The 21,521-nt window shown below is 42.1% G+C and carries 20 protein-coding genes; 12 read left to right on the top strand and 8 right to left on the bottom strand.

Features of this window, described 5'->3' with window-relative positions:
• Positions 1-14: 14 nt before the first annotated feature.
• The 4 genes from gmd to VS868_RS12495 form a co-directional block, all read right to left on the bottom strand.
• Positions 15-1,142 (bottom strand): GDP-mannose 4,6-dehydratase, encoded by a 1,128-nt coding sequence (gene gmd, locus VS868_RS12510; protein WP_345599835.1) that lies wholly within the window; start codon positions 1,140-1,142, stop codon positions 15-17.
• 90 nt (positions 1,143-1,232) lie between these two features.
• Positions 1,233-1,601: a four helix bundle protein gene (locus VS868_RS12505; RefSeq protein ID WP_345597961.1), complete on the bottom strand. Its 369-nt coding sequence runs from the start codon at positions 1,599-1,601 to the stop codon at positions 1,233-1,235.
• A 101-nt stretch (positions 1,602-1,702) separates the two neighbouring features.
• Complete coding sequence (locus tag VS868_RS12500; RefSeq protein WP_345597959.1) at positions 1,703-4,171, bottom strand: polysaccharide biosynthesis tyrosine autokinase; 2,469 nt, start codon at positions 4,169-4,171, stop codon at positions 1,703-1,705.
• Between the two features lie 3 nt (positions 4,172-4,174).
• Positions 4,175-4,963 (bottom strand): polysaccharide biosynthesis/export family protein, encoded by a 789-nt coding sequence (locus VS868_RS12495; RefSeq protein ID WP_266068680.1) that lies wholly within the window; start codon positions 4,961-4,963, stop codon positions 4,175-4,177.
• Between the two features lie 269 nt (positions 4,964-5,232).
• Between VS868_RS12495 and VS868_RS12490 the strand changes: the two genes are divergently transcribed.
• The 12 genes from VS868_RS12490 (at position 5,233) to VS868_RS12435 (ending at position 18,091) form a co-directional block, all read left to right on the top strand.
• Complete coding sequence (locus VS868_RS12490) at positions 5,233-7,098, top strand: ABC-F family ATP-binding cassette domain-containing protein (RefSeq protein ID WP_345597955.1); 1,866 nt, start codon at positions 5,233-5,235, stop codon at positions 7,096-7,098.
• A 212-nt stretch (positions 7,099-7,310) separates the two neighbouring features.
• Complete coding sequence (locus tag VS868_RS12485) at positions 7,311-8,204, top strand: class I SAM-dependent methyltransferase (RefSeq protein WP_345597953.1); 894 nt, start codon at positions 7,311-7,313, stop codon at positions 8,202-8,204.
• 545 nt (positions 8,205-8,749) lie between these two features.
• The gene (locus VS868_RS12480; RefSeq protein ID WP_345597951.1) at positions 8,750-9,451 is read left to right on the top strand and encodes an ABC transporter ATP-binding protein; all 702 of its coding nucleotides are present in this window, start codon (positions 8,750-8,752) and stop codon (positions 9,449-9,451) included.
• A gap of 105 nt (positions 9,452-9,556) precedes the next feature.
• Positions 9,557-9,715 (top strand): hypothetical protein, encoded by a 159-nt coding sequence (locus tag VS868_RS12475; RefSeq protein WP_345597948.1) that lies wholly within the window; start codon positions 9,557-9,559, stop codon positions 9,713-9,715.
• Between the two features lie 487 nt (positions 9,716-10,202).
• Positions 10,203-10,778, top strand: a complete 576-nt coding sequence (locus VS868_RS12470; RefSeq protein WP_345597946.1) for a cob(I)yrinic acid a,c-diamide adenosyltransferase — start codon at positions 10,203-10,205, stop codon at positions 10,776-10,778.
• 154 nt (positions 10,779-10,932) lie between these two features.
• Positions 10,933-11,154: a DUF2795 domain-containing protein gene (locus VS868_RS12465; protein ID WP_008272287.1), complete on the top strand. Its 222-nt coding sequence runs from the start codon at positions 10,933-10,935 to the stop codon at positions 11,152-11,154.
• Between the two features lie 88 nt (positions 11,155-11,242).
• The gene (gene secA, locus VS868_RS12460) at positions 11,243-14,602 is read left to right on the top strand and encodes a preprotein translocase subunit SecA (RefSeq protein WP_345597944.1); all 3,360 of its coding nucleotides are present in this window, start codon (positions 11,243-11,245) and stop codon (positions 14,600-14,602) included.
• A gap of 179 nt (positions 14,603-14,781) precedes the next feature.
• On the top strand, positions 14,782-15,300 hold the full coding sequence (locus VS868_RS12455) for a DUF4199 domain-containing protein (protein WP_345597942.1): 519 nt from the start codon (positions 14,782-14,784) through the stop codon (positions 15,298-15,300).
• Positions 15,301-15,499: 199 nt separating this feature from the next.
• The gene (locus VS868_RS12450; RefSeq protein ID WP_345597940.1) at positions 15,500-16,030 is read left to right on the top strand and encodes an iron transporter; all 531 of its coding nucleotides are present in this window, start codon (positions 15,500-15,502) and stop codon (positions 16,028-16,030) included.
• A gap of 18 nt (positions 16,031-16,048) precedes the next feature.
• The gene (locus tag VS868_RS12445; RefSeq protein WP_345597938.1) at positions 16,049-16,780 is read left to right on the top strand and encodes a VIT1/CCC1 transporter family protein; all 732 of its coding nucleotides are present in this window, start codon (positions 16,049-16,051) and stop codon (positions 16,778-16,780) included.
• Between the two features lie 149 nt (positions 16,781-16,929).
• The gene (locus VS868_RS12440) at positions 16,930-17,427 is read left to right on the top strand and encodes a DUF2383 domain-containing protein (protein ID WP_345597936.1); all 498 of its coding nucleotides are present in this window, start codon (positions 16,930-16,932) and stop codon (positions 17,425-17,427) included.
• 79 nt (positions 17,428-17,506) lie between these two features.
• Positions 17,507-18,091 (top strand): DUF2911 domain-containing protein, encoded by a 585-nt coding sequence (locus VS868_RS12435; RefSeq protein ID WP_345597934.1) that lies wholly within the window; start codon positions 17,507-17,509, stop codon positions 18,089-18,091.
• Between the two features lie 112 nt (positions 18,092-18,203).
• On the opposite strand, the gene VS868_RS12430 is transcribed toward VS868_RS12435, so the two are convergent.
• The 4 genes from VS868_RS12430 to VS868_RS12415 are packed head-to-tail and all read right to left on the bottom strand — an operon-like array spanning position 18,204 to position 21,437.
• Positions 18,204-18,905 (bottom strand): peptidoglycan DD-metalloendopeptidase family protein, encoded by a 702-nt coding sequence (locus tag VS868_RS12430; RefSeq protein ID WP_345597932.1) that lies wholly within the window; start codon positions 18,903-18,905, stop codon positions 18,204-18,206.
• A 4-nt stretch (positions 18,906-18,909) separates the two neighbouring features.
• Positions 18,910-20,310 (bottom strand): hypothetical protein, encoded by a 1,401-nt coding sequence (locus tag VS868_RS12425; protein ID WP_345597930.1) that lies wholly within the window; start codon positions 20,308-20,310, stop codon positions 18,910-18,912.
• Positions 20,291-20,908: a hypothetical protein gene (locus VS868_RS12420; protein ID WP_345597928.1), complete on the bottom strand. Its 618-nt coding sequence runs from the start codon at positions 20,906-20,908 to the stop codon at positions 20,291-20,293. The genes VS868_RS12425 and VS868_RS12420 overlap by 20 nt, the downstream gene beginning before the upstream one ends.
• Positions 20,892-21,437: an RNA polymerase sigma factor gene (locus VS868_RS12415; RefSeq protein ID WP_345597926.1), complete on the bottom strand. Its 546-nt coding sequence runs from the start codon at positions 21,435-21,437 to the stop codon at positions 20,892-20,894. The genes VS868_RS12420 and VS868_RS12415 overlap by 17 nt, the downstream gene beginning before the upstream one ends.
• Positions 21,438-21,521: the final 84 nt, after the last annotated feature.

The following is a 21,521-nucleotide window of genomic DNA, read 5'->3' as shown; positions in this document are numbered from 1 at the left end:
CCATAGACTACGAACTACTCTCCATTATAATCTAATGTCTTATGCCCTCCTTCTCTTAAATATTTTTCTTTACGGAAGAGGTTCACATCGGCTTCCATCATTTCCTGCACCAGATCTTTTAAATCATACTTCGGCGTCCAGCCCAACTTTTCTTTACATTTTGAAGCGTCTCCAATAAGCTGATCGACTTCGGTGGGGCGATGGTATTTAGGATCTACCTGAAGTACTGTAGCTCCCGATGCTATCTGGTAATCGGGATTTTCGCACTTTATCACTTTTGCAACTTCTTCAATTCCGGCACCCAAAAATTCCACAGTAATTCCAACACAGGCAAAAGCCATACGCACCAGTTCTCTTACTGAAGTGGTTTTTCCAGTGGCGATCACATAATCATCCGGCTGATCCTGTTGCAGCATGAGCCACATAGCTTCCACATAATCTTTTGCGTGCCCCCAATCTCTTTCAGCATTAAGATTTCCTAAAAAGAAATTTTCCTGCATTCCCAGGGCAATACGGGCAACGGCACGAGTTATTTTACGGGTGACAAAAGTTTCTCCCCTTAACGGAGATTCATGGTTGAATAGAATTCCATTACATGCAAACATCTTATAAGCCTCCCGGTAATTAATTGTTATCCAGTAGGCATACAATTTCGCAACGCCATAAGGGCTTCGCGGATAGAAAGGGGTGTTTTCGTTTTGCGGCACCTGCTGTACCAGTCCATACAACTCTGAAGTTGAAGCCTGATAGATCTTTGTTTTCTTAGTGAGGCCAAGAAGCCTTACCGCCTCTAAAATCCTAAGAGTCCCTAATCCGTCGACATTAGCAGTATATTCAGGGGTGTCAAAGCTCACCTTCACATGAGACATAGCTCCAAGATTGTATATTTCATCGGGCTGCACTTCCTGAATGATCCTCGTGAGATTCATAGAATCACTCAAATCTCCATAATGAAGTTTAAACCTGATATCTTTCTCGTGCGGATCCTGATACAGGTGATCTACCCTTTCTGTATTAAAAAGGCTAGACCTCCTTTTGATCCCATGCACCACATATCCTTTCTCCAGGAGGAATTCGGCCAAATAAGCACCATCCTGGCCTGTGATGCCGGTTATTAGAGCTATTTTATTCGATTGTTTAATTTTGATAGATTAAGTTGTTTATTTATAACATTGTTTAGTATGACATTGTTAGTCAGTGGACTGTAGCCATTAGTCGATAGTAAATACTAATCAACTTTTTCGTAAATATTTTTTAAGACTACTAATCATTTTAGCAAGCTCTGCAAGTTTTTTACGATTGTTTAAATTCTCCATATCAGTAATATATTTCTGTCGATTAGCAATAGTTGAACAAACTACACATTCTTTTATTGATGCACTTGCGATCTGTAAAAATCTATTAAATTGGGCATCAGTATCACCTGAACCTTCAGCAATATTTAATGATATTGAAACTGCTGCTCTTTTATACTGGGAGGTAAGATTATATAATTCTGAATGTGGAAAATTCTTTGATATTTCATAAGCTAAATCTACGAAATCCAGAGACTTCTGGTAAACGTTTAGATCCTCAAACTTGAACTTGGGCAATTCTTCCATAACTAATTTGATTAAATTCCTCTGCAAATATCTAAGTTAAAGAACTACCACCTCTTGTGTAATTACTTTAGTACTATCGTCTATCGTCAAAAGACTACCGCCTATTCAAAATTCCGCATTATCTCCCTCCACTTCTTCTTCAGCTTACCAGTCCTTGTTTCCTGCTGCCCATAACCTTTACCATACTGGCCATACCCATAACCGTAACCATAGCCATAGCCGTAACCATAGCCATAACCATACTTGGCCCGGTGCACAAAGTGGTTAAGAACGAATGAAATATTCTTTACTTCACCTTTGTTATACTTCTCGTTGATCACTTCAAGCATTCCGCGTTTGGTGTAATCCTGGCGGATGAGGTATAGAGTGGCATCGGCGTATTTTATGAGGTTGAGCGCATCGGCAACCACACCCACCGGCGGGGTATCCATAATAATATAATCATAACGCTCCCGCAGTTCACTCATGAGGGTTTCCATCTGCTCGTTCATAAGTAATTCTGAAGGGTTTGGCGGAATTGGCCCTGCAGTGATCACATCCAGGTGTGGCACCATACTTGGCTGTATGATTGCCTCCAGGGACTCCTGCCCTATAAGATAATTCACCACTCCCACATCGTTATTGATCTTAAAGTCATCAAAGATCTTCGGTTTACGTAGATCGGCACCCAGTAACAGGGTCTTCTTTTCACTCAAAGCAAAAACAGTGGCGAGGTTCATGGCACAAAAAGTTTTCCCTTCCCCCGAAACCGATGAAGTGATCATCACCGTTTTAGAGCCGCTCACCCCCTGCTTTTTGTACATAAACTGCAGACTGGATCTCAACCCTCGAAACCCTTCAGCAATAGCCGATTTGGGTTTATTGAAGACCGCAAGATTTGTGTCCATCCTACTTTTCCCAATCATCCCCAGAATGGGAATAGGAGATAAACGGGTAACTTCCTGTGCGTTGTGCACGTTGGTATTCAGGAAAACTAACAAGAAAACAAAAGTCAGTGGAATCATTCCCCCCACCATTAATGCCATCACATAGTTAAGTTGCGTATTGGGCCCAATCTGTCCGCCACCTGTATCTTTAGCGGTATCAATAACCATAACATCACTTACGTTGGCTGCTTTTACGAGTCCGGCTTCACTGCGTTTTTCCAGAAACATATTATAAGTGCGCTCACTTATAGAATACTTTCGCTGGATTTTAAGCAAGTCCTGCTCTTCCTGCGGTAATTTCCTAATTTCGGCTTCGGCCAGGGCAATTTCTCTATTAATGTCGCGCAGCTCCTGCCGGAGTAGGCTTTGAGAAGAAGACATGTTTTCGAGAAGCACATCTTTTACGGCATTAATCTGCCGGTCTATATCCTGAAAAACAGGGGAATTTTCCTGTAGGGAATATTCATATTTCCGCCTTTCTTCGGCCAGGGAAACAATTCGCCCTACTCCGCTAACAATACTTCCTTCGGCAATTCCCGCTACCGATGGTGCCGGAACATCAGAATAATCGTTTCGTGATTGCAGGTAATCCTGCAGGGTTTCATAATAGGCCAGTTGACGTGAAATATCTTCTTTCCTCACATCAAGCCCTGTAAGTTTGGAGTTTAGCTGACTGCTTTCCGCAGAAATATCCAGGATAGAATTGGTATTTCTAAACCTATTCAATTCATCTTCCACCACCTTAAGCTCCATAGCCTTGACACTTAAACTACTGTCAATAAACCGAATGGTCTTGGTGGCAAAAAGATTCTTGCGCTCCAGCATATTTTGACTTAATACCCGAACAGTTCCGTTAAGGTAATCTACGATCTCAGCTTTATTATCACCTGTCATGGAAAGATTTAAAACCGAAGCTCCCTGCGACTGCGGACTTACCGCCACTCCACGGAACCTCCCCACAGTACCATCAAAATGCCGGAATTGCACGTAAAAAGGTTTATCTATAACAGGAGCACGTGGCGTTGGCACAAGCTTACCATTGAAAAATGGCAAATTTATGGGCTCGTTAAGCCGGTATTCACGGCTAAACTCCCCTTCCTCGACCACCACATTGCCATATTCTTTTGTATCATAATTATATACCGAAGCATTCCCTCCGGCAAAAGTCGTGCTGAGCGTAAAGGTTTCAGGGTCTTTAAAACGAATGGTAAAAGTGGTTCCCTGGGCCTGATAAGCAGAAGTATCGGCCACTACTTTAAAAGGAGTGAAACCGTAAGCATTCACACGTTGATATTCTCCGTCCTGTTGATAAGCAATATAATACTGCAAGCGCTCTACCACCTCTTCATTATGCGATCTTGACCGCAAAATGGTCATGGCCGTATTCACCTTGTCTGAGGTTCCTCCCCAGTTAAAAGTGAGGCTGGTATTGCTGGTAAAAAAGGGGTTTTGATCGTCTTTTATGGAAATGGAATTCCCTAATTGATAAACAGGAAGTTTACGTACATTATTGTAATAAGCCACTCCCAGACTTATAGCTATAGACAACAGAATTAATTGCCAGTAGCTAAAGACTTTCAGCACAAATCCTTTAAAGTCAAATGTGGAACCTACATCACTAATATGATCATCTTCATGTGCCATACATCACCGGGTAATTAATAATATTGTTGAAGTTACAAACGCTAAAATAGTCGTGATAGTACGAAAGGCTTCCAGCCCTGTAGTACCCAGTCCCAATGCTTTCTGCGGAAGCGGATTCACGATAATAAGATCGTTAGGCTGAATATAATAGTACGGCGACTTCATCGCATCTATGCTTGTAAGATCAATATGGTGTCTTTTCTCCCCGCCCGGGTATTGGCGCACAATCACCACATCGGTCCTGTCTCCGAACTCAGATATATCCCCGGCCTGGGCTATGGCTTCCATAATCGTCACCTGCTCTTTATAGATCACCTGGGTTCCTGATCCTATCTCTCCAATGGTGGTATATCTTATTCCCGCCAGCTTAACCGTGACAAAGATGTTTGCCTGTTCCTTGAAATACTTGTCTAAAAGGGCTTTTTCGATCTTCTCTCTTACCTCCTCTACAGTAAACCCCAGCACATTCACCTCGCCCAGGGTTGGCACTCGAATATTTCCATGAGCATCCACTAAGAAGCCGTCATAATAAAGCCTTTCCTCTCCCGTGGCATTGGGATTTTGCTCCCCAATAGGGTTAAACATCCCAACCACGTCCTGGTCTATTGCCTTAACCCTGATACTTAGAAGATCATTAACCTGAATTCTATAGGGTTTTTGAATTCTTTCTATAGAAATTAAACTGTCTGTTTCCTTACCATCTTCCTGCAAGTACATCAACCGCTTAGTGGGCACACAGGAAGAAACAAAAAACAGAATACTAACAACAACAATTAATTGCCTGATACTCATTTGGGACTAATAGCTTGAGACAAATATAGGTCTTGAAGGTTAATAATAAAATAATTGCATCACTAGTTTGTTAAATACTGTTAATCAAAGGCAGAAGGTTGATGTTAGCTGTAAGATTTTACACAAATGCATACCGGCGTTAGATTGTTCGAACTCCATTTCATCTTCAAATCCACACATCCTCAAATCTTCAAATCTCCAAAATCCCTCTGCTAATTCTTAATTGTTAATTGATCATTGAAATACCTACTTTTGCCAAAAATAACTGCGTGAATTATTTATCTGTAGAAAATGTAGCTAAGGCTTACGGAGAAAGAGAACTTTTTTCAAATCTTTCCTTCGGAATTAATGAAGGAGACAAGGTGGGCTTTGTAGCCAAGAACGGAACAGGAAAAACCTCTCTCCTTAATATTCTTTCGGGCGCCGATACTCCCGATGCCGGCAATGTGGTATATAGAAAGGATATCACCACAGCTTTTCTTCCGCAGGAACCTAATTTAGATCCGAAGCTTACGGTAGAACAAACCATCTTTGCTTCAGATAATGAAATCCTGAAAGTCATCGAGCGCTACGAAAAAGCTCTTGAAAACCCTGAAGATTCCGATGCCTATCAAAAGGCTTTCGAACAGATGGATGCCCATCAAGCCTGGGATTTTGAAACTACCTATAAACAGATCCTTTTTAAACTGAAGCTTGAAGATCTTCACGCTGTGGTAGGAAGTCTTAGCGGCGGACAAAAGAAACGTCTCGCCCTGGCTTCCATGATCCTGAATAAACCCGACCTCATCATCATGGATGAACCTACCAACCACCTGGATCTTGATATGATCGAGTGGCTGGAAGAATTCTTCCGGAAAGAGAACTTCACCATTTTTATGGTAACGCACGACAGGTACTTCCTGGAACGTGTATGTAACGAAATCGTAGAGCTTGAAGACGGGAATCTTTACACCTACAAAGGCAATTACTCCTACTACCTAAGCAAAAAAGATGAACGCATTGCTTTAGAGCAAACCAATACCGATAAAGCCAAACAACTTTTCAAGAAGGAACTGGACTGGATGCGCCGGCAACCCAAAGCCCGTACTACCAAATCCAAATCCCGGATTGACGATTTCCACGAGATCAAAGACCGCGCCTCAAAACGCCGTAACGACCACCAGGTGCAACTGGAGATCAATATGGAGCGCCTGGGGAATAAGATCGTGGAGTTCCATAATGTTTCCAAAAGCTTTGGCGATTTACAACTGCTTGATAAATTTAGTTATAACTTTCAGCCCGGTGACAGGCTGGGAATTATTGGAAAAAACGGAACGGGAAAATCCACTTTTCTAAACATTCTCACCGGCAACCTTGCCCCAGATTCCGGGAAGATCACCATTGGGGAAACCATCAAATTTGGTTACTACACCCAACGCGGAATTGAGGTCAAGGAAGGCCAAAAGGTCATTGATGTGATAAGGGAATTCGGGGATTACATTCCGCTGAAAAAAGGTCGGCAAATCTCTGCACAGCAGCTGTTGGAACGTTTCCTTTTTGACCGTAAGAAGCAGTACGATTATGTAGAAAAATTAAGTGGGGGAGAAAAGAAGAGGCTTTACCTGTGTACCGTCCTTATTCAGAATCCAAACTTTCTTATCCTGGATGAGCCCACAAACGATCTCGATATTGTGACTTTGAACGTACTCGAAGACTTCCTGCTCGATTTTCCGGGTTGCCTTGTAGTGGTTTCTCACGACCGCTATTTTATGGACAAGATCGTAGACCATCTTTTTGTCTTTAAAGGAAAAACAGAAATTGAAGATTTCCCCGGAAACTATACCGATTACAGGGAATATGAAGCCAGCTCTATAGCTGAACCTACCGAAAAGGCCGAAGCTTCAACAGAGAAAAAAGCCTGGAAAAAAGAGAACATCACCTCTGCCACCCTCACCTACAACGAACAGAAAGAATACAACAGGCTCGAAAAAGAGATCCATAACCTGGAGAAGAAAAAGAATGATGTGCAGCAAAAATTCCTTGAAGACCTAAGCCCCGATGAGATCACAAAAGCATCCATGGAACTTGGAAAGATCGATGCTGAAATAGAGCAGAAAACGGAGAGGTGGTTTGAACTGGGAGATAAGATCAATTGATTATTGAATATTTTATATCGAATATTGACTATTAAAGTTAAATCTGATTATAAGTGAAACCAAACCCCGTAATTTGGTACTCGTAATTTGAAATTTATTGCTGCTTCGTAATATTTTTTCCTGATAATTGTTCATTGATAATTGTTTATTGCTAATTGTTCATTGTTCTCGCTTACATAAAATTTCTCCTCCGCTCCACAAATCAGCATGGGGTGCATTCCCCTTTTGTTTACGGGCTGGTGACCCGCTGTTTTTATGACCGCAAAAAACACTTTCCTTATACGCTGCTGAAGCAATACCGAAGGTCTTTGCTGAAGGACAAAAGAGCAGTTAAAGTAAAAGATTTTGGTGCCGGAAGTAAAGTTTTTACTTCTGAAGTCCGTAAGCTGTCAAAAATGGCAAAAACGGCAGGCATTTCTCCCAAACGCGCCCGACTCCTTAATCGGCTGGTTAGGTATTTAGAGGCAGAAACAGCCCTGGAGCTTGGAACTTCCCTTGGGCTGGGCACAGCGGCAATGGCAGCCGGGAATAAAATAAAGGTCACTACTATTGAAGGTTGCCCCCAAACAGCTAAAATTGCTTCGGAAAATTTTCAAAGATTCGGATTAGAGAATATTGAGCTGAAGGTTGGGGAATTTGAGAAATATTTAATGGTCAGGGTTCAGGGATCAGAGGTCAGAGGACAGAGGACAACGGACGGGGGGATTCAGGATTTAAAATTCAAAATTCAAGATTCAGAGAGTTACTCAATCGATAACAAGACATCCTTCGCTGAAGCTTCAGAGGACAGGCAACAGGGAATTGGGAACATGCGACCAAAGACTCTTAACTCTGAACTCATCATAACTCATAACTTCGATTTACTATTCATCGACGGCAACCATCAAAAAGAAGCCACACTATCCTATTTTGAGAAACTACTCCCAACGGTGCATAACGATTCTGTAATGATCTTTGATGATATTCACTGGTCAAAAGGTATGGAAGAAGCCTGGGAAGAGATAAAAGCCCACCCAAAAGTGAAGGTTTCTATAGATACTTTTCAATGGGGCCTCGTGTTTTTCAGAAGAGAACAGGAAAAGGAACATTTCGTGATTCGTGTCTGATAAGTTTGCAGTACGCAGTATTTAGTAGGCAGTTGTTTAAAAAGCTCTTAGATATTGGCTGTTTGCATATAGCTTTACAAAGGGAGAGACGGAGGGCGTAGGATAGCAAATGAATCTTCAATCTTCAAATCCTCACATTTTCAAATCTTCAAATCTTCCAATCCTCCTTTTAGGCCGGGGCAAAGAAGCGCAAAAAAGATTACCTGTTCCTGATTGAGGAATTTCAAAATTACTACTTCCCACTGCGCATTACCTCCTAAAAATATGACGCTCCGCTGGAGCTCATTAAATCGACTTAATTAACATCCTATAGATATTACGCTCCTCCGGGGAGCTTAATTATGCACTTATCCTCTCCCTGTCCTCTTCAAAAGAGTGGGAGAATTCTTAAATAGTTCCACTCTTTTAGGAAGAGTCAAAGGTGTGGGAGGACAAACAAATCTTCAAATCCCCACATCTTCAAATCTTCAAATCTTCCTCTTGCTTATTGATAATTGTAACAAACTCTCCTAACTTGCGTCTAACTTTTGAATTCACATTAGCTTATGAGCAGCGTAATCAAAATAAGGCAAATTACCAGGGATTTTCACCTGGGACAGGAAGTTGTAAAAGTTCTAAAAGGTATCGATCTCGATATTGAAAAAGGAGAATATGTAGCTTTTATGGGTCCTTCGGGATCGGGAAAGTCTACCCTTATGAATCTCCTTGGGTGTCTTGACACCCCAACTTCGGGCCAGTATATCCTCAACGGTAAGGATGTGAGCCAAATGAGTGATGATGAGCTGGCAGAGATCAGAAATAAAGAAATAGGATTTGTTTTTCAAACCTTCAACCTTCTTCCCCGCACCACAGCTTTAGAAAATGTGGCACTCCCCATGATCTATGCCGGAGCTACAAAAAGTCAGAGAAAAGAGCGCGCCGAAAAAGTACTTGCCGATGTTGGCCTGGCCGACCGGATGGACCATAAACCCAATCAGCTTTCAGGAGGACAACGCCAAAGAGTTGCTGTGGGCAGAGCTCTGGTGAATAATCCGTCAATAATCCTTGCCGATGAGCCTACAGGGAACCTCGATTCAAAAACTTCCGTAGAGATCATGAATCTCTTTGATGACATACACGCTTCAGGAAATACCGTAATCCTGGTTACTCACGAAGAAGATATCGCCCGTCACGCCCATCGCATTATCCGACTTCGGGACGGGATGATCGAAAGCGACGAACGCAAAAAAGTTCTTAGTAGTCAGTGATCAGTTGGCAGAAAAATTGTTTTAAGACAAAACAATTTTAAGCACTAACTTCTTCATTAAGAAAAAACCTCTGAACTCGAATTAGCTAACCCTCAACCAACAAAAATGTCATTTTTAGATAGCGACACGATTCTCTATATCATCATTATTGTGGTTTTTCTAGCCTTCTTCTTATGGAATGGCAATCGCACAAAAAAGAACCGGGAGCTTAAAAAGAACAGGAATTTCAGAAACCGGTACAACGAGCGAAAAAGAAAGAAATAAATTCTGCAGGTATTGAATTAACACTTTATAAGTACAGGATAATCAGATGATTTATTAAATTATCTTCTGAAATCTTTGTGCGCCATGAATGACTTCTGGAATAACGGACTATTCTTGTACCTGGCCCTTTTATGTGTTTGCGTCGCCTTTTTATTATGGATAAGAAGCCGTAAACGCAGGAAAAAAGAGCTGGAATGGAGGCGTTCTTTAGGCAAAAACTTTCAGAAGAAATTCAGGAGACAAAAAACAGGCAAAGTACAGGATTCTTCAGCAGGGAAGAAATGACCATGTAAAAGCCTTATTTGCAATATTTTCACTGATTCCAAACAAGATGATCTCTGGAAAATATTTCCCAAAAATGTCATTTTGGGAACCTCTTCAGAAAATAACTTCCAAAGTTTAACTCCCTACAATCCCATTTTAAAACCCCTCTTTATTTTCTTACTTTAGGCGCCCTTTCCAACAGGAAGTTCTTAAAACCATAAAAATGAAGATTTATACTAAAACCGGCGACAAGGGAACAACCGCTCTTTTTGGCGGTACACGGGTTCCAAAACACCATATTCGAATTGATAGCTACGGCACGGTAGATGAACTCAGTTCACACCTGGGCCTTATGCGCGACCAGCAAGTAGATGAGCACAGCCGCGAGATCGTTATAAAGATACAGGACCGTTTGTTCACCCTGGGTGCTATTCTTGCCACCGATCCTGAAAAGGCAGTGCTCAAAAATGGCAAAGAACGCCTCAATATCCCTAAGATCTCTACGGAAGATATTGAACTTCTTGAACAGGAAATTGACAGGATGAATGAAGCGTTGCCGCCCATGACACACTTTATACTTCCAGGGGGGCATCAAACCGTGTCAGTTTGTCACGTAGCCCGCTGTGTGTGCCGCAGGGCCGAGCGTCTTGCCACCGCGCTTTATGAAATTGAACCTTTTGAGGAGCAGGTGCTGCAGTATCTTAACCGCCTAAGTGACTATCTTTTTGTGCTGGCACGAAAGTTGTCTCATGATTTACAGGTGAAAGAAGTTAAATGGATCCCACAAAAGAATTCCTAAAATTGATTTCAACCAGTTTCTCTGCAGAAGTCCTCTATTTTTAAAGGAATTACAGTAGATACCACGTTCTTAAAATTAGTGATAAAAAGATGAATTTTTTCTTGACTTTCTCGTCAAAAAAATTATTTTTGCAAAAATTTAAACCGATTAACCGATGTATTGGACATTAGAATTAGCATCCTATCTTAGCGATGCACCATGGCCCGCCACAAAAGATGAGTTAATTGATTACGCCATCAGGACGGGTGCTCCCCTGGAGGTTGTCGAAAACCTACAGGCGATTGAAGATGAAGGGGATTCCTATGATTCAATAGAGGAAATCTGGCCAGATTACCCTACAGATGAGGATTACCTCTGGAATGAAGATGAATATTAAAAGCACACCACAATAAAAGCAGAAAAAAGTCTCAGATTGGAGGCTTTTTTTTTGCTTAACTTTGAAATATTAAATACCACAAAAACATATGAGTTTTTTAGATACCGTATTGAAAGTTTTTGTCGGCGACAAGTCTAAAAAAGACATTAAGGAAATTCAGCCTATAGTCAACAAGATACTCGCTCTCGAAAAAGAATTTGAAGCTCTTAGCCTGGATGAACTGCGCGAAAAGACAGTTACTTTCAAAACAAGGATCAAAGATGCACTTAAGGAGGTGAATGAACAAATTGCCAACCTTAATACTGAAGCCGATGCATCTGAAGACATTACCCGCAAAGAAGATATCTACGCCGAAATAGACGCCTTAAAAGAAAAGTCTTACGAAATTTCTGAAGGTGTACTTAACGAGATTCTCCCCGAGGCCTTTGCCACTGTAAAGGAAACTGCCAAACGATTTAAAGACAATCCACAGCTTAAGGTCACAGCATCAGCTTATGATCGTGAACTTTCTGCAGAAAAAGATTATGTCAATCTCGATGGCGATTATGCCGTGTGGAATAACTCGTGGGATGCAGCCGGGAAACCTATTACCTGGGATATGGTGCACTACGATGTACAGCTTATAGGCGGGGTTGCCATGCACCAGGGGAAAATCGCCGAGATGCAAACCGGGGAAGGTAAAACCCTTGTGGCAACGCTCCCCATGTACCTAAATGCCCTTACCGGCAACGGAGTTCACCTGGTAACGGTGAACGATTACCTGGCCAAGCGTGACAGCGCCTGGATGGCACCACTTTTCCAGTTTCACGGGCTTACAATTGATTGTATAGATTATCACAGGCCCAATTCGGCAGCACGTAGAAAAGCCTATAACGCCGACATCACCTACGGAACAAATAATGAATTTGGTTTCGATTACCTGCGTGATAATATGTCGCATTCTCCCGATGATCTTGTACAGCGCCCCCACAACTACGCGATTGTAGATGAGGTAGATTCGGTGTTGGTGGATGATGCCAGAACCCCATTGATCATTTCAGGACCAATTCCTAAAGGAGATATTCACGAATTCGATCAGTTAAAGCCTGCTGTTGCCAATATTGTTGAAGTACAGCGAAAATACCTTACCGGGGTTCTTGCTGAAGCTAAAAAATTAATCGCCGCAGGAGATACTGAAGAAGGTGGGTTAAAATTGCTTCGCGTGTACCGCGGACTTCCAAAGAATAAAGCGCTCATTAAATATTTGAGTGAAGAAGGTGTTAAGGCCTTACTTCAAAAAACAGAGAACAAGTACATGGCCGACAACAACCGGGAAATGCCGAAGGTTGACGCCGAACTGTACTTTGTGATCGAAGAGAAAAACAACCAGATTGATCTTACCGATAAAGGGATCGAATTCCTTTCTGGGAAAGATGATCCCGACTTCTTCGTAATGCCCGAAATTGGGATGGAGATCGCCAAAATTGAAAAAGAAGGCCTTTCCAAAGAACAAGAAGCCGAGAAAAAAGAAGACCTTTTCCGTGATTATAGCGTGAAAAGCGAGCGTATTCACACCATGCGCCAGCTCCTTAAAGCTTACACCCTGTTTGAAAAAGACACAGAATATGTGGTAATGGACAATAAGGTGAAGATCGTAGATGAGCAAACCGGGCGTATCATGGAAGGCCGCCGTTACAGCGATGGGCTCCACCAGGCAATTGAAGCCAAGGAGAGTGTAAAGATCGAAGATGCAACGCAAACTTTTGCTACAGTTACGCTTCAGAATTACTTCAGGATGTACAGCAAACTTTCTGGTATGACCGGTACTGCGGTGACCGAAGCCGGAGAATTCTGGGAGATCTACAAACTTGATGTGGTAGAAATTCCTACCAACCGCCCTATTGCCCGGCAGGATAAAGAAGACCTTGTTTACAAGACAAAACGTGAAAAATACAATGCTGTAATTGATCACGTGACCGAACTTTCAAGGGCCGGGAGACCTGTTCTTATTGGTACAACTTCCGTAGAAATTTCAGAATTACTTAGTAGGATGCTTACGCTTCGAAAAGTTCCTCACAACGTATTGAACGCAAAACTCCATAAAAAAGAGGCCGATATTGTTGCCGAAGCCGGTAACAGCGGCGTAGTGACCATTGCCACCAATATGGCCGGTCGTGGTACCGACATCAAACTTTCTCCTGAAGTGAAAAAAGCAGGGGGTCTTGCAATTGTAGGTACAGAGCGCCACGATTCGAGACGTGTTGACAGGCAGCTTAGAGGTCGTGCCGGTCGCCAGGGAGATCCAGGTAGCTCACAGTTCTACGTGTCTCTTGAAGATAATTTGATGCGCCTTTTTGGTTCAGAGAAAATTGCGAAGTTGATGGACCGAATGGGTCTCGAAGAAGGAGAAGTGATTCAACATTCCATGATCTCGAAATCTATTGAGCGCGCCCAGAAGAAGGTAGAAGAGAACAACTTTGGTGTACGTAAGCGTCTGTTAGAATATGATGATGTGATGAACGCGCAACGCGAGGTGGTTTACAAGCGCCGATACCATGCCCTTTTTGGGGACCGTTTGCGCGTGGATATCGCTAATATGATCTATGATACTTCGGAAAATATTGCCGAAACAAACAAAATGGCGAGCGATTTCAAGAACTTTGAATTCGAATTGATCCGCTATTTCTCCATGAGCTCTCCTATTACTGAAGAAGAGTTTGACAAAATGGACTTCCAGAAGATCGCACAGGTGATCTATAAAGCTGCTTATGAGCATTACCGCAATAAGATGAAGAGCAGTGCCGAAGCTGCCTACCCCGTGATAAAGCAGGTGTGGGAAGATAAAGGCAACAACTTTGAAAGGATTGCGGTACCGTTTACTGACGGGGTAAAAACCCTGCAGGTGGTAACAAATCTTGAAAAAGCTTATGAATCTGAAGGAAAGCAGTTAATCACCGATTTCGAAAAGAACATAAGTTTAGCCATTATTGATGATGCGTGGAAGACCCACCTTCGTAAAATGGATGAGCTTAAGCAGAGTGTTCAGCTGGCGGTACATGAGCAAAAAGATCCGCTTTTGATCTATAAGTTCGAAGCTTTTGAGCTGTTCAAGGTAATGCTTGACCAGGTGAATAAAGATGTGATCTCCTTCCTTTTCAAAGGGGAACTTCCGGCACCAAACCCAGAGCAGATCCGCGAAGCGAGACAGACCCGAAGGAAAGAAAATGTGGAGACCTCAAAAGAAGAGATCCCTAATATGGACGAGAGAGCTGCACAGAGCAGGGCCGCAGGCCAAACTCAGCAGCGCCGCCCGCAGGTGACCGAAACCATTACCCGAGAACGTCCTAAAATTGGTCGTAACGATAAGGTAACCATCAAGAACGTAATGACCGGTGAGAATAAGAGCATGAAGTTCAAACAGGCTATCCCGTTATTAGACAAAGGAGACTGGGTACTTGTTGATGAATAGTTAGTGGGCTGTGGTTCGCTGACTCTAAATATTACATATTTCTCCCTTTAGAAAAGAGGAGATGCCCGAAAGACAGAGGGATAAAGCCTGAAAAGCAAAATTGCTTTTCAGGCTTTATCTTTTTAATCTGCTTTATTTGTTCCAATTTTCATTAAGTTTAAAGAACCAACTAAACTACAATGAGAAAATACCTTTTTGAAATCAAGTGGGCGGTCATCTTTTCTGTGGCTATGATCCTCTGGATACTGGGAGAAAAGCTCTTTGGCCTGCACGACGAATACATTGCCGAACATTCATTTTACACCAGCTTTTTTGCCATAGTGGCCATTGGTATTTACCTGCTCGCCCTCTACGATAAAAGGAAAAATTACTACAACCGAGTTATGAGCTGGCAGGAAGGCTTTAAATCGGGAGCTTTTTTAACTCTTGGTATCGTGATCCTCTCCCCTTTTGTACAACTCCTAATAATTGAAGTGATCACGCCCGACTACTTCAGTCATATCACAGAATATTCTGTGGAAGCAGGAGAAATGACTCCGGAAGAAGCCGAAGCCTATTTCAACCCTCAGAACTACATTATTCAGAGTATGGTGTGGGCGGCAATAACCGGTTTGATCACAGCTGCTATTGTTGCGCTCATGTTGCGGCGAAAAGTACCAAATCCGCATCAGGTTAAAGGCACTACCCCATACAGGTAGATAAACAGGAAGATTGCAAAATCCTTCCGCAGGAAAATTATTAAAAGGACTGTAAGTAGATTCCTTTATTTCTTCGGAAAAAATTTTTAGAAGGGGTCTTAAAAATGCCATTTTTGAGCCCCCTTTTTAACAGGACATTGGCAGGAAAAAATTCAGCTGCTCCTTAACTTCATGGAACAACCCTAAAAAAAAGTATCCAATGAAAATTGAAGACAACGAGAAAAAGATCAAACTGGCCGAAGACCAGGGCAAGGCATATTCTGCAGCGCTGGACTATATGAAGGAAATGGATAACCATGCCGAAAAAGAGGTAGATGATTATATTATTAGCCTTGCTTCAGAAGAAGCCGAAGGCACCTACCAGCTGCAAGACGGCAAATTAAAATGGAATACGCCCGAAGAAGGCTTTAACACACATCTTGAAATCGTGGTGCGAGATAAACATGATAAACGTTTTATTCCCGGCCTAAAAATCCGCGGTAAAGTACTTGATGACCAGGGAAAGGAAATTATAGAAACAGATTTTTCATTTTTATGGCATCCGTTCCTGTTGCATTACGGCGCATTCTTTAAAATTCCGAAGGAAGGAAAATATAAAGTTCAGCTTGAAATCCCGGCTCCCGAATTCCACAGGCATGATGAGATCAAAGGCAAGCGATTTGAAAAAGATGTACAGGTAGAGATCGAAATTGAAATGGAAACCGGGAGAGAACCTCATGGTCCCGAATAACCTCTAGATTTAATTCCCATGCAGGAAAAACAACTTCATTCCGGCAACAAAATGCTCTTTTTCAATAAAGATTATATTTCCGAATTTGTTTACGGCGGTATTGACGGTGCTATTACCACCTTTGCCGTAGTCGCCGGGGCCGAAGGTGCAGACTTGGGAATTCAGGTTGTGGTAATTCTGGGAATGGCCAATCTTATTGCAGATGGCTTTTCTATGAGCGTGGGAAATTTCTTTTCAACAAAGACCGAAAGAGACACTTTTGAGCGCCATAAACAAATAGAATACTGGGAAGTAGAAAATCTTCGGGAAAAGGAAATACAGGAAATACGTGAAATTTATGCTGCAAAGGGCTTTAAAGGCGAACTGCTCGAGCAAGTGGTTGATGTAATTACGGCCGATAAAGAGGTGTGGGTAGATACCATGATGAAAGAGGAACTGGAAATGGTGAAAAGTGATAAAACCCCTTACAAAACTGCAGGCATGACCTTTTTTAGCTTTGTAATAGTAGGGTCGGTCCCACTGCTTTCATATTTCTTTGCAGACAGCGGGCCTGCCATTGATAAAGAACTCTTTCTCTTTTCCTGTATCCTCACAGCAGTAGCCCTTGCAATAATTGGTAGTTTAAAAAGTATTGTCACCGAAAAGAACATCTTTTTTGGCATTTTAGAGACCCTCTTTCTGGGAGGAATAGCTGCTTTTCTAGCCTATTTTGTAGGAGATGTGCTTGAGAAAATATTTGTAAACTTCTAGTTGTTTTCTAAGACTTTAAATTCTTAACAACTCAATTTTTTATTCTTAAATTTTACTGAATATTCTATTAAAAATCAGCTATTTAACAATAGATTGGCAGATCATAATCTGTTTCTGTAGTTATCTTCGAACATATAAAATTGACAACTATGGAAGATCGTTACTCTAAATTTAAGAAGTTGAACTGGCTGCTTACAGAGAGTTTTGAAGCAGAGCGTATATACTACAACGCAAGTGAAGATGTACAGCAAGTGGAGCTGAAGCGATTTTTCAACCACGAGACTGTAAACCGGAATCGCTTTAGCTACGAAATTTCGGAACAACTGGTACAGGCGGGCATAGAACCTGCAAGAGATTGGGTGCAAAAAGGAAATCTTGATCGTGACTGGCGGGAAGAGAGAAAAGCCCTTGTAAAAGCCAAACCTTTAAAACTTCTGAAAAAATGTCGAAAAAAGGATCAGGAAAACCTGGAACTTTATAATGAATTACTGGAAAAGAAAGCTTTACCAAAAGAGATCCTCAAGCTTCTGAAAAAACAAAAAGAAACCATTGAAAATGCTGTGGAGAAATGCCAGAAGTATGAATCTGGTGAAGAAGCTTTAGACCCTTCCAACCAGCCAAGAGTCCGAAAACTGAAGGCAGTATAACCTAATATTTGGGTGCATTTCTAAATGAGGTTGGGATATAAAATGTGAGCTTCCGGTGGAAAATCGCTATCTTTAATCTATGCGAAGTACGTTTAGAAAAGGTCTCGCCGGACTATTTGTAGTCCTGGGGATTGTAATGCTTATCTACATAATTTATAAGAATAACACCAAATCTTATAGTCCTGAAGATACTGTAGAATATAACAGTGGTGATCTACACCTCGAAATCTTTTACAACAGACCTTATAAAAAAGACAGGGAAATCTTTGGCGGCCTTGTGCCTTACAACGAAGTGTGGCGAACAGGAGCAAATGAAGCTACCACCTTTACAACTTCAAAAGATATTCTTGTAGATGGTTCCCCGCTTTCTGCCGGCACCTACACGCTATGGACGATCCCGATGGAAGATTCCTGGAAGGTGATATTTAATTCTGAAATGTACCCCTGGGGTATTACGCCAGACAAGCTTCCGTCGCGTGTAGCAGATTATGATGTGCTTACCATTGAAGTTCCTGTTCGAAAGCTGAAAAACCCCGTAGAGCAATTCACCATAAATTTTGAAGAACAGCGCGAATTCATCAATTTAAATCTGGCATGGGATCAAACCCTCATACGTGTTCCAATAAGAAATCCGGAGACACTGCAACGAGTAAGAGCATTCTAAAATGGCATTTTTGAGAGGTGATCTTGTTAGATATCGAGGTTGTGAAAAAGGAACTATTTGATCCTCTTTCCCATCAACACCTTAATTCCACTATGAAGAACTCCTCGAGACATCACGCTATCTTAAGCAGTAAGTTAGGATTAGGACAGTTATTCAGGAAGAAGTCCAGCTCTTTTTTGTTGGCCACACCGGGATAGTCCCCTACTTTTCCGTGCAAATCAAGAATTATCTGAAAATGTAGATGGGCGGCGTAATTGCCATTTTCAGAAGCGTCACCTAAAGCAGCGATTTGCTCTCCCTGCCTCACTGCCAGGCCCACTGCTAATCCTTCTAAAGATTTCTTTTGAAGATGGCCATAAAGGGTATAAAAGTGCTTTCCTTTAGCCTGATGTTCAAGAATGATCGTAGGGCCGTAATCCCCAAAGTTGTCGTTATTCCGGAAGCTGTGGATCCTCCCATCAAGCACCGCCAGGACTGCAGTGCCCGCCGGAGCCCAAATATCTACTCCAATATGCCTGTTCCTTATTATTTCCTCATCTTCAGCCGAAGAAAATAATTCGCTTCGCTTGTAAAGTCCGCGGTGTTCGTTATAGCCTCCCCAGGCTACTTTCCCGCCTTTCTTCCGAAGAAATGTTTCTATATACTGCTGGAAAGCTTCCGGGGCATCTAGTTGCTCCTGTGTCAACTCGACATTATTAACCGAAAGATCGACGTGCTGATAATCTTCCAAAGAAAAACCGGCATCAATTACAGGTGTAAATCCTGTGGTGAGGCCGGTTAGAAAATGAGCATCTGGCATGATGTTTTTTGCCAAAAAATTACTTCAGCACAACATCACTAAATTTTGCAAAGATATTTATCGCTGCTCCCGCATTCTGGCTTCCATTGTAGCCCTTCAGTTTTTGATTATCATAGGAGTTACTTGAAGTCAGGTTGAGTCCTTTAGGATATTTTACTGCGCTATTGGTTCCATTATATGTAAAGTTAAAAGCGCTTTCGGGCAGGTCGAGGATAAGATCTGAATTCTCCAAAGTAACATCCAGACTTTTAAACTTAGGAGACACTTTGTCGATCTTAAGCTCTCCAAAAGTTCCTGAGAGAATTCCCGTCTCCCCCAATTCTTTAAGGTAAACACTACTGGAATTGGAATCGAGCTTCAGGCTCTCGGCTTTTTCAATTTTAAGATCCTGCACATAGGAGGCATTGAGAACGCCATACTTCCAGCTCTTGATCATCACAGGAGTATACGCAACTCTAAAATTGGTATTTTTCCCTGCTATTTCTGCAGCATTGAACTTTGAATGTGAAACCTCTCCTCTTAGATTGTTTGTGGTGCCGGCAAGCTTTACCTCCCCGTGGCGCACCTTTAGTTTAAGCTGTCCAGACCTCGGGATTTTCACCTTCAGCACTTTTTTAGCCATGTTATGGTCTTTGAGCACAATAACATTTGCCCCTGATTTAGGATTTTGATTTCGAGCTTCCTTTTCAATATTGGCAGCCCAGGCTTCCATTTCCTTTCCAAAACTTTCACCCCACTTTTCCATATCTTTTTCGAAAGTCTTTCCCCAGGCTTCCATCTCCTTCTCAAAGTCTTCTCCCCAGGCCTCAATTCTCATTTCATGCTTTTTCCAGAGCACAGAATCCTTTTCAAACTTTTGAGCCCATTCTTCCATGGCTTTTTCAAAGTCTTTCCCAAAATTCTTTTCCATCTGTTTTTCGAACTTCTCCATATATTTCTCGCCATCTTTCTGGTACTGTTCGTAGTCAAAATTGATATTTCCCACACTCGCATAAAATTCTGGCGGCAGTGGCGGGTTTGTCGCGAGGCTCTCAAGCATTGGTCCCATCATTTCGGTGAGTGGCGCTATCATTTCAGGTAACTTTGCAAGTGGTGCTTGCAGGGCAGCCATATTAAAATCTCCGGGGCCGCCTGGCGTAGCTTCTGAATGTATCCTTACTTCTGAAGCCGATCCATCTACATCAAGCCTCCAGCTTTGCAGCATTTTGTTTTGGCCCTCACTGCCACCTTCGAGCAAGGCCGAAACCTGCACTTCGTTCCTGTCCCAATACTCCACGTCAATATGCGTGTGGCGGGCGTTAATATTAACGGTTACATCCTTATTCGTCTTAAACGTTTTATTTAATTTACTCGTTTGCGCCAGGCCAGCGGTTGCACAAAGCAGCGCAATAATTGCTGTTTTAAGCTTTGTAGTTTTCATTTCCCTGTATTTTTGATTGATTGATATCTTTAATTTTATTCTTCAGTTTGTACAATAGCTCCAGCCTAAGCTGCAGGTTGGAGATCAAAGCCTCAACACTGCTTTCGGTAAGGCCGGTTTCACTAATTTCGGCATTCAACTTTTTGTATTCCTGGTCAAGACCTGCCAGTTGTGTCATAAAAGAATCTACTAATGCCTTATTTGATTCATTCACATCCAGTTTTGCAAGCTCAATATTGAGGCTTGCCAGATAGAAATTCTCGATCTTCCTGAATTCTGGAGACTCATCGCTAAGCTGATATTCTTTGGTTACCTCGATTTCCTCTTCCTTTTCCTGTTCAACCTCTGCGGGAGCATCGGTGATCTCATTTCCGTTAAAAGTTTCCTTATTATTAAGGAAGAAGAAGCCTACACCCAGTGCTACGACCAGCACGGCAGCTATTTTGAGGAAAAAGAAACTCCTGTTGGAAGATTTTTCCTGTTTATTCTCCGGAAAATGCTCTTCCAGCCTCTTTTCAAATCTATTAAGATGTCCTTTTGGGGGTTGAGAAGGCAACGACTTGTCTTCCTGCAACATCTTTCTAATATCCTGTGCCATATCTTTTCTCTTTTAATTCGTCCTGTAATTTTTTCTTTCCGCGGTGAACAAGGGTTCTGGAAGCAACCTGTGAAATGTCGAGTATTTCTGCGATTTCCTGATGGTCATAGCCTTCCAGTAGATACAACATCAACGGGTATCTGTATTTTTCGGGCAATTGCTGCATTGTTTCTTTCACCTCTTCAATCCCTACCCCATCATCAACATTCCAGTTCTCTTCCTCTTCAACCGTTCCCAACACCTGTTCATTGATCGCAACCATCTCCAGCTTTCGGGCTTTTAATTTATCGAGACATTTATTTATCACGATCCGTTTAAGCCAGGCCCCAAACGATACCTCGCCTGTAAATTGTGCCAGTTTTTGAAAAGCCTTTATAAAAGCTTCCTGCATGGCATCTTCAGCTTCAAACGGATCATTTACGAACCTCAGAGCCACATAGTACATGCCGTCGCAATACTTATTGTAGAGCTTGAGCTGGGCTCTGCGGTCATTTTGTTTGCAAGCCTCTATTAATTGATGTTGTATCAAAATAACTTCAGTTTGGTTGGGTTTCACTTTAAAGACGACAGGAAACAAGTCGCGTTGCAAAATTTATCACTAAATGTAGATTTT

Origin of the sequence: Salinimicrobium sp. 3283s (assembly GCF_039602225.1) — a bacterium.
Taxonomy (GTDB): domain Bacteria; phylum Bacteroidota; class Bacteroidia; order Flavobacteriales; family Flavobacteriaceae; genus Salinimicrobium; species Salinimicrobium profundisediminis.
This window is presented reverse-complemented; position numbering and strand designations above follow the sequence as displayed.